This window comes from Halpernia sp. GG3 (assembly GCF_052976925.2).
On record NZ_JBRIIR020000014.1, the window covers coordinates 165,306 to 180,429 of the forward strand.

Here is a 15,124-nt window from a genome sequence, read left to right on the forward strand (position 1 = left end):
TTAAATTGAAAATGATAATTTCATCGTATTTTAATGCAAAGACTTTGTTGCGGTTATAATTTAGATGAAAACCCATTGAAACTGAATTTTATTTAAATTCAAATTCAAAGTTCATCATTATTATATTCGTAATTTTGATTTTGTCTTTCCGTTATTTAGATAATAATAATTTTCTTACAGATCAGTATTACATACTTTCGTCAAATCTAGTTTTTATCAAATAAACAAATTTCTGTAAGTTTGCCAAATGTTAATAGAACTTTTTAAATCTAAAATTCACCGCGTAAAGGTGACCGAGTCTGACCTCAATTATATTGGAAGTATTACTATTGATGAAGACCTTTTAGATGCCGCAGGAATTTTAGTTGGCGAGCGTGTTTACATCGTTAATGTCAATAACGGCGAGCGTTTTGACACTTATGCTATTAAAGGAAAAAGAAAATCCGGCGATGTTTGTTTGAATGGGCCTGCTGCGAGAAAAGTACAAAAAGGGGATATAATTATCATTATTGCGTACGCACAAATGACTCCCGATGAAGCAAAAACGTTTCAACCAAAAATTGTTTTCCCAAATGAAACCACCAATCTTTTAACATAATTCATGAATGAGAATAAAAAGAAAAACCCAGTAAAAGTTTTTCTTACCATAATAATTTCCCTCGCAATTGCCGCACTATTTATGTGGCTTGCTTTTCGCGGTCTGGAATTCACTAAAATTTTAAAATCTTTAGAAAACGCTAATTATTTTTGGGTTTTTGCTGCTGCAGTATTTGGCTTAGGTGCTTATTGGTTTCGCGCGATCCGCTGGAATTTACTTTTGGAACCAATGGGTTATAAAATCTCAGATTCCAATTCGCTTTGGTCCATTTCTTTTGGCTATTTAATGAATCTTACCATTCCTAGAAGTGGGGAAGTAGCACGTGCAACGGCGCTTTATGGCGTAGAAAAAGTGCCTGTAGAAAATTCTTTTGGAACGATTATTCTTGAGAGAATTGTTGATCTGCTGTGTATGTTTCTTTTTTTAGCGCTTACCTTAATATTTAAATTTCAAGCAATCACTTCCTTCTACACTTTTGCAATTGCACAAAAATCGTCTTCCTCAAAATCTTCAGCATCTTCCACTTTATATTTTATTCTAGGTAGTATGATCATTTTATTTATCCTACTTTTCTTCATTTTTAAATCTAGAATTCAAGCACATTCTTTCTACCAAAAAATCATCAATTTTTGGAAAGGCATTGTAACCGGTTTAAAATCGATTTTTCATTTAAAAAATAAATTCAAATTTATTTCTCTTTCGCTTGCCATTTGGATCTGCTATTATTTAGCAGCTTATCTCGTTTGTTTTGCACTTCCAGAAACCTCAAATTTCACATTTGCGGACGGATTTTTCATCATTGTTGTGGGAACTTTAGGAATGATGGTTCCAGCTTCTGGTGGAATTGGTGCTTTCCATTTTGCCCTAAAAATTGGCATAATGGCGCTTTATTTCTCAATGGGAAAAGATCCAAAAATTGGTGGTGAAGTCGGACTTTCCTATGCATTTATTTCTCACACAATGCAGTTGATCATTATGTTTGTGATGGGAATGATTTCTATCCCGATGCTCGCAAAAGCACGTAAAATTAAATTTTAGGAGCAACAAGATTTTGCTTTTAAAAAAAAGTCTTCCCGCTTTTCACTGTATCTTTTTCTGGCGCTCGCTTCTCTCTCGCCAAAAAAAGGATGTCGTTTCAATCGGGGCTATTTTTGAATTTTTATTTTTCTTCCGAAATTTCTAAAAATCTAGTGTTCCCCAAATGCCCGTTTCAACAAACTTTCCACTTTAGGCTCACTTCCTCTGAAATTTTTGTACAATTCCATCGGATCTTTTGTGCCACCTGAAGACAGTAAAATTTTATATTTTTCCGCAATTTCTTTATTAAAAATTCCATTTTCTTTGAAATATTGAAAAGCATCCGCATCCAAAACCTCTGCCCATTTATAAGAATAATAACCGGCAGAATATCCACCTTGAAAAATATGAGAAAAACTCGGACTTGTTGCCGTTTCACTATTCATCGGATAAAGTTGCGTTTTTTTTGTGTGTATATTTTCAAAAGCTTTTACATCTTCAATAGGTTCTAAAGTTTTGTGATAAGACATATCTAGCAATCCTAAACCTATCTGTCTCATGGTTTGGTAACCTTCCATAAAGTTTTTAGATTGAGAAATTTTTTCAATTTTCTCATCAGAAAGAACTTCGCCGGTTTTATAATGTTTTGCAAAAGTTTTTAGAAATTCCGGTTCGTAGCAGAAATTTTCTAAAAACTGCGAAGGTAATTCTACAAAATCCCATTTCACAGAAGTTCCAGAAAGTGTTGGATATTGCGTATTTGCCAGAATACCATGAATTGCATGCCCAAACTCGTGAAATAAAGTTGTCACTTCAGTAAAAGTCAATAAACTCGGTGTTTCAGAAGTGGGTTTAGAAAAATTGCAAACCACAGAAACATGAGGACGGATATTTATTCCGTCTTTTTGAGATTGGCTGCGAAAACTTGTCATCCAGGCGCCCGCTCTTTTTCCTTTCCGAGGGAAATAATCCGTATAAACCAGAGCTTTAAAGTCACCATCTTCTAAAACTTCATAGGTTTTTACTTCTGGATGGTATTTTTGCACGTCCGTCACTTCTTTAAAAGTGATATTAAATAATTTTTCTGCCAGATTAAAAACAGCCGACTGAACGTCTTCTAAAAGAAAATAAGGTTTTAATTCCTCATCATTTAAATCAAATTTTTCTTTTCTTAATTTTTCTGCATAAAAAGAATGATCATACGACTGCAAATCTCCAATACCATCTTTTTTGGCTAAAACTTTCAACTCTTCAATTTCTTTCCCGGCAAAAGGTTTTGCTTTAGTAAGAACTTCTTCCAAAAACTGTAAAACCTTCTCAGGAGATTTTGCCATTCTCTCTTCTAAAACGTAGTCAGCATAAGATTTATAACCTAAAAGTTTTGCTTTTTCCTGTTTTAATTTTAGAATATCTTTAATTAAATTTTGATTATCAAATTCGTCATTAGCAAAAGATTTTTTACCATTTGCCAAAGCCAGTTCTTTCCGCAATTCCCGGTTTTTTGAGTAAGTCATCGCGGGAATATAACTTGGATATTGAAGCGTAATGACGTAACCTTCCAAATCTCTGTCATTTGCTTCCTGCGCAAATTGTTTCAAAATTGCAGTCGGAATTCCATCTAATCTATTCACATCAGAAATATGTTTAAAATATTGGTTGGTGGAAGCCAAAACATTTTCACCAAACTTTAAAGTCTTAGAAGACAGTTCAATATTTATTTTTTCTAATTCTTGTTTTTTAGTATCATCTAAATTGGCACCGCTTCTCACAAAACCTTTATAAGTTTCTTCCAGAAGCATTTTTTGCTCTTCGTTTAAATTTTCATTTGTATGATTGTAAACTTCTTTTACCCTATTAAAAAGTTTTTCGTTCTGTGAAATTTTAGAGGAAAATTCAGTTAATAAAGGTGAAACTTCTTGTGCAATTTGCTGAATGTCGTCGTTTGTTTCGGCAGAATTTAAATTAAAAAACAAATTAGAAACGCGGTCTAATTGTTCACCTGAAAAAGCGAGGGCTTCAATTACGTTATTGAAAGTTGGTTCTTCGGTATTTGAAACGATTCCTTCAATTTCTGCTAAACTTTCTTCAATTAATTGTTTAAAAGCCGGCACAAAATCTTGCTCAGTGATTTCATTAAAAGGCGCAGTTTCGTGCGGTGTATGGAATTTTTCTAAAAGTGGATTTGTCATTTTTGGACTATTTTTAAGTAAATACAAAAATTCAAAAGTAATGCCTAAAACTAAATTTATGACAAATGGTTCTATAATTTTTTGAAATTAATCTCAAAGGTTTAGTTTTGCAGTTGCAATGGTTAAAAGAAATTATTCCAAGAAAAAACGCCGGAAAATTCACAAGACGAGACGACGGAATTTCTTTTTTCGTCGTGAAATTTTGCTGATCGTTTTTGCATTTATTTTACTAGGAACCGGTTATTATTTGAAGCAAAAAATCAGCTTTTATTATGCGATGTATTTTAATAAAATAGAGCATAAAAAACTCACCAATAATGTGTTTGAAACTGAAAGGATTACGAAAATAATTGGCGAAAACACGGATAAAGTTTTTGGTTTTGATGTGTCGCATTACCAAAGAAAAGAAGATATTGAATGGGATAGTTTAAGCATTGCAAATCGAAGTATTCCTTTGCAGTTTGTGCTTTTACGGGCAACGATGGGAAATCGAAATGCAGATAAACAGTTTCAGGAATTTTGGGAATTGTCTAAAAAAAATAAATTAATCCGTGGCGCTTATCATTTTTATCGGGTCAATGAAGATCCTGTGAAACAAGCCAATAATTTTTTAGAAAATGTAAAATTAGAAGGTGGTGATTTACCACCAATTTTAGATATTGAGAAAAGTTCACGATGGAAAAGTGACGAAAAACTAAAGGAAGATTTAAAAATTTGGTTGACAATTGTGGAAAAAGCGTACGAAAAAAAGCCAATTATTTACACCTACTATTATTTTTACAAAGATTTTTTAGCAGACGATTTTAAAGATTATCCCATTTGGTTGGCAAATTACAATGATGTTTCTGCGCCAAATCCGGAAAATAAATGGAATTTTTGGCAATTCTCGGAAAAAGGAATTGTTTATGGCATAAATACTAAAGTTGATATTAATGTCTATAATGGTGGAATTTGGAGTTTGAAAAGACTGACGATTGACTAATTTTCTTTAAAAGGTTTTCGCGCAATCCAAGGTTTTGACGGATTTAGATTTGAAATTGATTTCTCTAAAATTAAATTTAAAAAAGAATTCTGATGTTTTACAATCCCAAAAATTTCCCGAGGTTTTGCCCCAATGGTTGATTTTATTTCAAGTGCAGTTCGTCCAAAAATGATATTTTTTTTCTTATTTAAAATCCCAAAATTCACCATATCCGAAAGCATATTTAAATAAAGTTGTTTGCTTTTTTGATTGATTTTATTATAACCTAAAAAATAAGTATCAATATCGTCGTGGTTTATAAAAAGTGTATAGAACGAAAGAATTTTCTCGTTTTCAAAATATGCAAAAACTTTAAAATTATCTTTTAAATGTTTTTTTAGCGTGTAAAAATGATTTTCAGGAAGTATAAATGTATTAAAATTGGCTTCGTTTGCGACTTGTAAATAGAGTAGATGCAACGTTTTTTGATTGTCTTTTATTTGTTCTAAAGTTAATTCTCTCTTCTCAATTTCACCTAATTTTTTTTGCGCTGATTTTGCTCGGGTTCTGTATTTTGTTGAAAAATCTTGCAGATAATCTTCAAAATTTTTCCAGGTTGGTTTTAAATTTAAAATCATATTTGGCTGAACAGAAAATGAATTAAAATCTTTCGCTAAGTTATTTCTAATAATTTCTGAAAGTTCTTTTTCGTAATCTTTAAATAAAATCAAACTGGTTTTTTTTATTTTTTTCTTCACCAATTTTGTGGATTCTTCCAGTAATTTTATCGCTTCATTTTTAGAAATTAAATCTAAATCAAAGTAAAATCCATTTTGTCCGGTCACCAAGTTATTGCCGATAATTAGAATATTTTTTGCAAATAATTTCATCACGAGATTATTTAAATTTAAAAAAGAAGATTCTCTAAAAATTTTATGTTTTTTAAATTCTAAATATTGCAAAAGTGCGCCGCCAATTAAAATTTCATCTTTATAAAAAGCTGCAAAATAATTCTGCATATTTTTCGGTTGGCTTTCGTGCAAGGCTTTTAAAAATTTACGCGACAATAGAATATTATTTTTCGCAACGCTTGAATTCCAATTTGAAGGTAATTCATCGGCTTTTAAAATTAATTCTTTGCGAAAGTTCATTTTCAAATATAATATTTTAGATGCTAAAATGTCATTTTTTTAAAAGCAAATTGCCGCTAATATATTTCGTATTTTTGCCGCTCGAAATACTCAACTTTCTATCTTTTTTTTATGAATTACGTTACGGCAGAAAATCTTACCAAATCTTACGGTGTAAAAACTCTTTTTAAAACTATTACTTTTAACGTTAATGAAGGCGATAAAATTGCCATTGTTGCTAAAAATGGGACTGGAAAATCCACTTTGCTAAAGATCTTGATGGGTAAAGAAATTGCAGATAGTGGAAATGTCGTCATTAATAAAGACATACAAGTTGTTTTATTTGATCAGGAAATTGATTTTGAAGGCGAACTTTCCATCGATGAATTTATGATGACTTTAAGTTCTGCACCGATCTTAGCCTTAAAAAATTACCATGCTGCTTTGCATTCGGAAAATCCTGATGATATGGAAAACGCTTTGGCCGAAATGGAAATTCACAAAGCCTGGGATTTAGAAAATGAAATGGCGAATATTCTTTCGCAGTTAAAAATAACAGATTTAGACGCAAAAATGCACACTTTATCTGGTGGACAAATTAAACGTGTTGCGCTTGCAAAATTGTTAGTAGAAACGAGAGCAGAGCACAAACACACACTTTTAATAATGGATGAACCAACCAACCACCTCGATGTAGATATGGTCGAATGGTTAGAAAATTATTTGGGTAAAGCACGTGTTACATTACTTTTAGTAACGCATGACAGGTATTTTCTTGATGCGGTTTGTAATATTATTTGGGAGATGGAAGATCATAAAATGTATTTTCATAATGGTTCTTATGGAACTTATTTGGAAAATAAAATGATCCGTGAAGATAATTTAAATTCAACAATCGATAAGGCAAATAACCTTTATAGAAAGGAATTGGAATGGATGCGTCGCCAACCGAAAGCGCGAACGACTAAATCAAAAAGTAGACAGGACGATTTTTATGAGACTGAAAAAGTCGCTAAAATGGACACGAGAAAACAAAGTTTAGAACTTGAATTCGAAATGAAACGGTTGGGTTCGAAAATTTTGGAACTTCATAAAATTTCAAAATCTTTCGGCGATAAATTATTATTGAAGGATTTTTCTTATCAATTTCAGCGCGGTGAAAAAGTGGGAATTATTGGTAAAAATGGCGCGGGAAAATCAACTTTATTAAATATCATCCAAGGTTTAGAAAAGTATGATTCCGGTGAAATTGAAACTGGTGAAACGATTAAATTTGGTTATTTCTCACAAAAAGGTTTGAAATATAAAGAAGACCAACGCGTTATCGATTTCATCAAAGATATTTCTGAAAACTTCCCCATCGCAAACGGAAGAACGATTTCGGCATCGCAGTTTTTAAGATTATTTCTTTTTGATGATCAAACACAATATGCACCAATATCTAAACTTTCTGGTGGTGAAAAACGTCGTTTGCATTTAATGTATGTGTTGTATCAAAATCCGAACTTTTTAATTTTTGATGAACCTACAAATGATCTGGATCTACCAACTCTGACGGTTTTAGAAAATTTTCTGCAGCAATTTCAAGGCACTTTAATTATTGTTTCTCACGACAGATATTTTATGGATCGTATCGTGGAACATTGCTTAGCTTTCGAAGGAAATGGAAATATTAAAGATTTTGTTGGAACTTTTTCGGAATACAGAGAGTTTGATAAGAAGAATCAAGATTCAAAATCTAAGATCCAAGAAGTAGAAATTAAGAAAGAGGTGAAACTTGAAGAAAAGGTTCAAGATTCAACACCCAAGAATCAAGAAATTGAAGGTGCAGCGCGAAAATTGTCTTTTAAAGAAAAATCCGAATTAGATAAATTAAACAAAGAAATCCCAGAATTTGAGACCAAGCGATCAGAACTTTCAAAACTTTTAAATAATGAAACTGATTATGATGTGATTTCAAAACTTTCTGATGAGTTGCAAAAGTTGTCGGATAATTTAGATGAAATGGAACTTCGGTGGTTAGAATTGCAGGAATAAAACTCTAATATTTTTTAAATATATTAGACTTCTTAAAGCGTTTTTAAAATATTTTTAGTAATAAATTCTACAAAATAATTCAAATGCTATCTTTGTAAAAATAGTATTTGATGGCATAAATATTGAAATATTAAAACAAAAGATCATGAATAAATTTATAATAATTTTGACAATCGCTGCAACAGCATTGATTACCACGGTGAATGCACAAATACAACAAGGTGATTATATGATTGGTGGAAATATGGTTGCAACAAATCTTGGTTTAAATAAGGGAACGGGTTTCAATCTTGCAATTACACCACAAATTGCTTATTTTGTTAAAGATAATTGGTCAGTTGGCGGTTACACTAATTTAGGGTTCAATGGTGCAAAAGGTTTACCCACAACCTTTAAATATGCGCTTGGTGCTTTATCACGGTATTATTTATCTGCAGATGAGAAAGGTGTTGATAATTTATTAAAACAGGGTCGGTTTTTCATGGAAGGTAATATCGGTATCGGTGGATCAACTATTTCACAAGGTGGGGCTTCTGCGAATGGTTTAGATTTAGGAATAGGACCAGGTTATACTTATTTTATTACGAAAGATATTGGTTTAGACGCCATCGTTAAATACAGTGGGAATTTAGGTTTTGGAAATCAAGGAACAATTTCTAATATTGGCTTTAGATTGGGACTAAATATATTTTTTGCGACAAGAAAAGGTTTAGATAATTTTAGACAAGAATAATTAAAAATTATAAAAAGGGCTAATGTGTTTTTGTAATTTGAAACACATAGCTAGGAATTTTTTAAATAATATTACCAATTTTGTAATTGCTAAACTTTTGGATGAGTTGCAAAAGTTGTCTGCTGATTTACATAAAATGGAAATTAGTCGGTAGAATTGAAGGAATAGTAATCTTTTTTTAATATTAAAATCAATCTTTTGAAAGCGTTTTCAAAAGATTTTTTTTTGCTAAAATTTGTAAAAAATGCTATTCAAGTGTTTAAATAAAAATAGTTTGACTCTGTATGACGAAAATCATTAGTATGTAAGTTGCTAAAAATTAATTAATTAAAAATATTTTTCTCTTTTATTTTTAATTATTCTAAATAAACTTTGTATAAATGAAATTATATTTTATTTTTGCCATATTATTTATAACAATTCTAAACAACACCATGAAACAAACATTCTTCTGTATAGGTCTTCTTTGTATTTCCGGATTTGCACATTCACAAATGAAATATGAACTTGTAAGTGATACATTAAAAATTCAGGAAATTGAAGACATTCAACTTCATAAAACTGGAAATCCAAATAAAGCAAGATTGCAAGCGGGCAAATCACAGCTTTCCGTGATGGATACGCCGCAACCAATTTCCATCGTCACGCACGAAATTATTGAACAGCAACAATCTAAACAACTAAGCGAGGTTTTACAAAATGTAAATGGTCTGTATATCACTTCTTCGAGAGGAAGTTCCCAAGACAGTTTTGGTGGTCGCGGTTTTAATTTTGGGAGTGATAATATTTTTAAAAATGGCGCGCGCGTTAATAGTGGGGTTTTCCCTGAAGTTTCCGGTTTAGAAAGAGTGGAAGTTTTAAAAGGAAGCAACGCAATGCTTTATGGAAATACAGCAGCGGGTGGTATCGTAAATTTGGTGACCAAAAAACCACGATTTCAGCAAGGTGGAAGTGTTTCTTTTAATGCTGGAAGCTGGAACTCTTACAAACCAACTGTTGATTTTTATGGACCGCTTTCAAAAAATGTTGCCTTTCGTGTGAATGGCGCATACGAAACTTCGGAAAGCTTTCGGGACGAGGTGCAAAATAAAAAATATTATTTTAATCCGTCATTTGTTTTCAATATTGGCGAGAAAACGCAAATAATCTTAGAGGGTGATTATTTAAAAAATGATTTCACGCCCGATTTTGGAATTGGAAGTATAACCAATAAAGACGGCAGTTATAGATTGAATGATTTACTCGATCGAAATTCTTTTGTGGGTGCCAAGTGGCAATATCAAAATGTGCAACAAGCGACGTCTGATGTGATTGTAAATCATGAGTTTAATGAGAACTGGACGTTAAATTCTGTATTATCATATCAAAATTACACAAAGGATTATTACAGTACAGAAAGGATACAATGGAGTTATGACAATAATAACCGACTTTCTTGGAAGCGGCCATTAAACAGAACTTATACCGAGCAAAATTATTCTTCTGCACAGATTAATTTAAATGGTAACTTTAATACCGGAAAAATAAAACATCAGATTTTGCTTGGATCCGATGGTGATTTTTTACAAGCAGACACGTACGCATTTAATAATCCCACATCTTACGGATCAAAAGGAAATTTAACAAATGGAACGATTTATTTAGATGATCCTGCAAGCTGGGCAAGTGGCGCTATTCCTGAGGCAGATAAAATTAGTAGAAATAGAATTCCTACGCAAAGATTGGGTGTGTTTGTGCAGGATTTTATTACTTTAACTTCAAAGTTTAAAATTCTAGCTGGATTACGATGGTCTTATATTGAAAATAAAAGTGGAGAGAAAAAAGATTTTATTAAAAATAATCAGATTCAAAGTTTAGGGACGGTTGATCACGCTTTTTCGCCAAAATTTGGTATCGTTTTTACACCTGATCAAAATTTAACTGTTTATGGTACTTATACCAATTCTTTCTCTGCTAATACTGGAACTGATATTTTTTTAAATTCTCTGAAGCCTTCTGTCATAGACCAATATGAATTAGGTTTAAAAAAGAATTTTTGGAATAATGCAGTAGCATTAAATTTATCAGCGTACCAGATAATTAATCAAAATTTTTATCAAACTGCGGAATTGGACCGATTTGGCAATGCTAATTCTAACTCAGATCTGAAAGATTTTTCAGGAAAATTAAGTAGTAAAGGCGTAGAATTAGATATTACTGGAAATCCTTCTAAAAATTTATCTTTAATAGCAGGTGTTTCATACAACCATTCTGTTTATAAAAATACACCCGATAATTTCGGCTACGTAGAAAATCAAAGATTAGTAAGAACGCCAGCAACTACAGCAAATGCCTCTGTTTTTTACAAATTTTCTAATAATCTAAATGGATTTTTAGCAGGTGCAAGTGTTTACTTTATTGGCGACAGAATTGCAGGTTGGAATGACACAAAAGCAACGCTAAACGGTAGAAATCAAGTTTCACGATTAATTCCCTTAAGTGATTATACGACAGTTGCACTTTCTGCAGGATATGAAGTGAATAAATTCAGTATTATGGCAAAAGTGGGAAATCTATTTGATGTGGTAAATTATAATGTCCATGAAAATTACTCTGTGAATCCTATCACACCTAGAAATTTCTATATAACTTTAACTTATAAACTTTAGTATTATTCATTCATACTAGATTTTTCAGGCGGCAACTTCGGTTGCTGCTATTTTATTTTTTTTAAAACAAAACTATGGCACAGATAAAAAATACAAAAAGCTTTATGCGGTTAACGCATAGGTACTTAGGTTTCTTTATGGCGGGAATTATGATGGTTTACTCCGTAAGTGGGATTCTTCTGATTTATAGAGATTCTGATTTCTTAAAAAAAGAAAATATAATTCAGAAAAATATTGAGAAAAATTTATCAGAAAGAGAATTAGAAAAAGAGATCAAGATTAAAAATCTGGAAATTTTAAAAACTCAGAATGGTGTTTTGTTATTTAGAGGTGGTTATTATAATACCAAGACTGGCGCAGTAAAGTTTAGAAAAAAAGACTTGCCTTCAATTTTTAAAAAGATGACTAATCTTCATAAATCGCAATCTAAAGATAGATTGTCACTTTTAAATGTTTTTTTTGGAATTTCACTTTTCTTCTTTGTAGTTTCAAGTTTCTGGATGTTTAATGTGAGATCAATGGCTTTTAGAAGAGGAATGGTTTACACCTCGATAGGTTTAATTTTAAGTATTATCTTAATTTATATTTCTTAGTATTAAATTTTATCTAAAATGATTATTGTCATATAGGTGATAAAATGGCATAAAAGTTGAATTTTTAAGACTATAAATTTTAACATTAAAAAAAATTCATTGTGAAAAAATTAGTAATAGGACTTACCTTCGCGGCTGCAGGTTTAATTTCCACAGCAAATGCCCAAATTCAAAAAGGCAACTGGATGGTAGGTGGCGAGATCGGTGGTGCAAACTTTGGTCTTAACAAAGGTGCTGGTTACAATGTAAAAATCACTCCGCAGGCGGCTTATTTTGTAGAAAACAACTGGGCTGTTGGACCGTATGTTAATTTAGGTTTTTCTGGAGCTAAAGGTGCTTCTACAATATTTAATTATGGTGTTGGCGCATTATCCAGATATTACTTTTCTCCGGGCGAACAAGGTATAGATAGTTTATTAAAACACGGTCGTTTTTTCGTTGAAGGAAATGCGGGAATCGGTGGAACGACAATTTCTAACGGCGGTGCATCTGCCAACGGTCTAGATCTAGGTGTTGGAACTGGCTACACTTATTTTATAACTCAAAATATTGGTTTAGACGCTTCAGTAAAATTAAACGGAAACTTAGGTTTTGGTAACAGAGGAACTACTTCTGCAGTCGGCTTCAGATTAGGTTTAAATATTTTCTTACCCGCAGCTAAAGCAATGTCAAATGTGAAATCTGAAATGTAATTTTCGGAATTCAAAATTAGAGGCTGAAAACAAAGTTGTTTTCAGCCTTTTTTATTTGTCTAAATTTGTACAACTAAATTTTTTTTAAATGAATTATTTCGATACAGTTTACGCTGTTTTACAAAGATGGATAGGTGAGTTCGCAAGTTTTACTCCAAGATTAGCAGTGGGAATAATTGTTTTTCTCATTATTTTTGCCTTGAATACTTATTTAAGTAAACTTGCTTTAAATTTCGTTCACAAAGTCTATCCTAAAAGTAAAAAGGGGGAAACGGTCGCAACTTTGGTTGGATTTTTTCGCTTTTTATTTATTCTTGCAGGTGTTTTTATTGCATTAGAAATAATGGGTCTTGGCGGATTTGTTTTTAAATTTTTAGGTAGTTTGGGTGTAGCAGGTGTTGTGGCCGGCGTTGCGCTGAAAGATTTGGTTTCAAGTATATTTTCTGGAATGCTGGTTGGTGTGGATAAAGCTTTTAAAGTTGGGGACTATGTCACAATCGATGGTATTTCTGGAACCGTTTTAGAAATCGGTTTTCTTACCACGAAGGTGACTGCGGATGATGGAAGAAAATATTTTATACCTAATCAACTCATATTTACGGCGCCATTTGTTAACGTGACAGCTTCCGAAGGTAGAAAAATTTACATCAGTCTAGAAATACCAAACACAGAGAATTTAACTAAAGTTAAAAAAGCACTTCACGATGAGGTTTCAAAATTAGAAGGTGTCGAAAAACCTGAAGAAACCCAGATCATCGTTGTAAAACAAAGTCTAGGCGTGTACTATATCGAAGTTCGTTTTTGGATGCTACAAGGAGAAAGTTTTCTTAAAATAAGAAGTGAAGCTTATGTGCAGTTGAAATCCCGCCTCGATGATGAGGGTGTTTCTATGGTGAATCCGCTCCAGAATATGACTTCTACAATTTCCTAATTTTTAGGATTTAATTTCCACCCCTTTCCAGAAAGCCACGTAATTTTTGATATTATTTGCAGCGTCTTTTGGACTTGGATAAAACCATGAAGCATTTTCATTTTTTTTACCGTCAACTTCAATGCTGTAGTAAGCGGCCTGACCTTTCCAAGGACAAGAAGTGTGGTGATTTGTTAGAACAAAATAATCTTTTTTAATGCTGTTTTCTGGGAAGTAGTGGTTATTTTCAACTACGATAGTTTTATTGCTTTCTGCGATAATCTGACCGTTCCAAATTGCTTTCATAATATTTTATTTAATATTTTTATTTAATTAAAGCAACAATTAGCAAGCCATCAATTACGTAAATTAAAATCTAAAAAATTTCTGTGCAAAAGGGATGGAAGCGGCATCCTTTTTTTATAGCGGCAAATTATTTTCAGTACTATTGTAAGTGTTGGCAAAAAAGATACAGCGGACAGCCCGACCCGAGCGGCTGGTATCGTTGGGACTAGGGATTTGCCCAAAAAATAGTCAAAAAAAACCTCTGAAATTAGAATCAGAGGTTTTAAATTTTAAAATATTAATTATAAAGTAGAAGAATATTCTAACAGATCTGTCAGCTTATTAGAAAAACCAGCTTCATTATCATACCATGAAACAACTTTCACGAAGTTTGGAGAAAGCATTATGCCTGCGCCTTTATCGAAAATAGAAGTTCTTTTGTCACCAATGAAATCCTGTGAAACTACTTGATCTTCAGTATAACCAAGAATTCCTTTTAATTCACCTTCCGATGCCTTTTTCATAGCTTGAGCAATTTCATCATAAGATGTTGCTTTAACTAATTTTACAGTTAAATCTACTACAGAAACGTCTGCTGTAGGAACTCTGAAAGACATTCCGGTTAGTTTTCCATTAAGTTCAGGGATTACCACTCCAACTGCTTTTGCAGCACCTGTGGAAGATGGAATAATATTTAAAAGCGCTGAACGACCACCTCTCCAATCTTTGTGGGAAGGACCATCAACAGTTCGTTGGGTTGCAGTTGTTGCATGAACGGTTGTCATTAAACCTTCTTCAATGCCAAAGTTATCATGTAAAACTTTAGCAATTGGCGCTAAACAATTTGTAGTACACGATGCGTTGGAGAAAATATTAATATCTGCAGTTAAATTTTTGTGATTTACACCCATCACAAACATTGGTGTATCATCTTTAGAAGGTGCAGAAAGAACAACTTTCTTCGCTCCAGCATTGATGTGTCCTTGTGCGCTATCTTTGGTTAAAAATAAACCTGTAGATTCTACAATATATTCTGCGCCAACTTCATTCCATTTTAAGTTATTTGGATCTCTTTCTGAAGTGACTCTTATGCGCTTTCCATTAACGATTAAATCATTTCCTTCTACGCGAACTTCACCTGGAAATCTTCCGTGTACAGAATCATATTTTAACATATATGCCATATATTCAGCATCAATTAAATCATTGATACCAACAATTTCTATGTTTTCTCTTTGAGACATTGCAGAAAAGACAAGTCCGCCAATTCTACCAAATCCGTTAATTCCTACTTTAATTTTAGACATAATTTATTATTATAATTTAGTTAA

Annotated in this window: 13 protein-coding genes; 9 read left to right on the forward strand and 4 right to left on the reverse strand. The window is 32.3% G+C overall.

The window, feature by feature from the left end:
- The first annotated feature begins 247 nt into the window (after positions 1-247).
- Together panD and ACVBED_RS08245 are read left to right on the forward strand one after the other, a co-directional pair.
- Positions 248-598 carry an aspartate 1-decarboxylase gene (gene panD / locus ACVBED_RS08240; RefSeq protein WP_447121386.1) on the forward strand — a complete coding sequence of 117 codons (351 nt, stop codon included), beginning with the start codon at positions 248-250 and terminating at the stop codon, positions 596-598.
- 3 nt (positions 599-601) lie between these two features.
- The gene (locus ACVBED_RS08245) at positions 602-1,636 is read left to right on the forward strand and encodes a lysylphosphatidylglycerol synthase transmembrane domain-containing protein (RefSeq protein WP_473094846.1); all 1,035 of its coding nucleotides are present in this window, start codon (positions 602-604) and stop codon (positions 1,634-1,636) included.
- A gap of 149 nt (positions 1,637-1,785) precedes the next feature.
- On the opposite strand, the gene ACVBED_RS08250 is transcribed toward ACVBED_RS08245, so the two are convergent.
- On the reverse strand, positions 1,786-3,804 hold the full coding sequence (locus tag ACVBED_RS08250) for a M3 family metallopeptidase (protein WP_473094847.1): 2,019 nt from the start codon (positions 3,802-3,804) through the stop codon (positions 1,786-1,788).
- A gap of 118 nt (positions 3,805-3,922) precedes the next feature.
- Here ACVBED_RS08250 and ACVBED_RS08255 point away from each other — a divergent pair, with 118 nt between their 5' ends.
- Positions 3,923-4,786, forward strand: a complete 864-nt coding sequence (locus ACVBED_RS08255; protein ID WP_447121388.1) for a glycoside hydrolase family 25 protein — start codon at positions 3,923-3,925, stop codon at positions 4,784-4,786.
- Here the strand turns inward: ACVBED_RS08255 and ACVBED_RS08260 are convergent.
- Positions 4,783-5,916 (reverse strand): hypothetical protein, encoded by a 1,134-nt coding sequence (locus tag ACVBED_RS08260; protein ID WP_473094848.1) that lies wholly within the window; start codon positions 5,914-5,916, stop codon positions 4,783-4,785. The genes ACVBED_RS08255 and ACVBED_RS08260 overlap by 4 nt on opposite strands.
- 111 nt (positions 5,917-6,027) lie before the next feature.
- Here ACVBED_RS08260 and ACVBED_RS08265 point away from each other — a divergent pair, with 111 nt between their 5' ends.
- From ACVBED_RS08265 to ACVBED_RS08290, 6 genes are all read left to right on the forward strand, one after another.
- A complete protein-coding gene (locus ACVBED_RS08265; RefSeq protein ID WP_447121390.1) occupies positions 6,028-7,932 on the forward strand; it encodes an ABC-F family ATP-binding cassette domain-containing protein in 1,905 nt (634 codons plus the stop codon).
- Between the two features lie 145 nt (positions 7,933-8,077).
- Positions 8,078-8,665 (forward strand): hypothetical protein, encoded by a 588-nt coding sequence (locus ACVBED_RS08270; protein WP_447121391.1) that lies wholly within the window; start codon positions 8,078-8,080, stop codon positions 8,663-8,665.
- A gap of 434 nt (positions 8,666-9,099) precedes the next feature.
- Positions 9,100-11,313, forward strand: a complete 2,214-nt coding sequence (locus ACVBED_RS08275) for a TonB-dependent siderophore receptor (RefSeq protein ID WP_447121392.1) — start codon at positions 9,100-9,102, stop codon at positions 11,311-11,313.
- A 74-nt stretch (positions 11,314-11,387) separates the two neighbouring features.
- Positions 11,388-11,906: a hypothetical protein gene (locus ACVBED_RS08280; RefSeq protein ID WP_473094849.1), complete on the forward strand. Its 519-nt coding sequence runs from the start codon at positions 11,388-11,390 to the stop codon at positions 11,904-11,906.
- Positions 11,907-12,007: 101 nt separating this feature from the next.
- Complete coding sequence (locus ACVBED_RS08285) at positions 12,008-12,598, forward strand: hypothetical protein (RefSeq protein ID WP_473094850.1); 591 nt, start codon at positions 12,008-12,010, stop codon at positions 12,596-12,598.
- Between the two features lie 88 nt (positions 12,599-12,686).
- On the forward strand, positions 12,687-13,529 hold the full coding sequence (locus tag ACVBED_RS08290; RefSeq protein ID WP_473094851.1) for a mechanosensitive ion channel family protein: 843 nt from the start codon (positions 12,687-12,689) through the stop codon (positions 13,527-13,529).
- A gap of 3 nt (positions 13,530-13,532) precedes the next feature.
- Here ACVBED_RS08290 and ACVBED_RS08295 read toward each other — a convergent pair whose 3' ends face one another.
- Positions 13,533-13,814, reverse strand: a complete 282-nt coding sequence (locus ACVBED_RS08295) for a DUF427 domain-containing protein (protein WP_447121396.1) — start codon at positions 13,812-13,814, stop codon at positions 13,533-13,535.
- Positions 13,815-14,095: 281 nt separating this feature from the next.
- Positions 14,096-15,100, reverse strand: coding sequence for a type I glyceraldehyde-3-phosphate dehydrogenase (gap, locus tag ACVBED_RS08300; RefSeq protein WP_473094852.1), 1,005 nt, complete (start codon positions 15,098-15,100; stop codon positions 14,096-14,098).
- Positions 15,101-15,124: the final 24 nt, after the last annotated feature.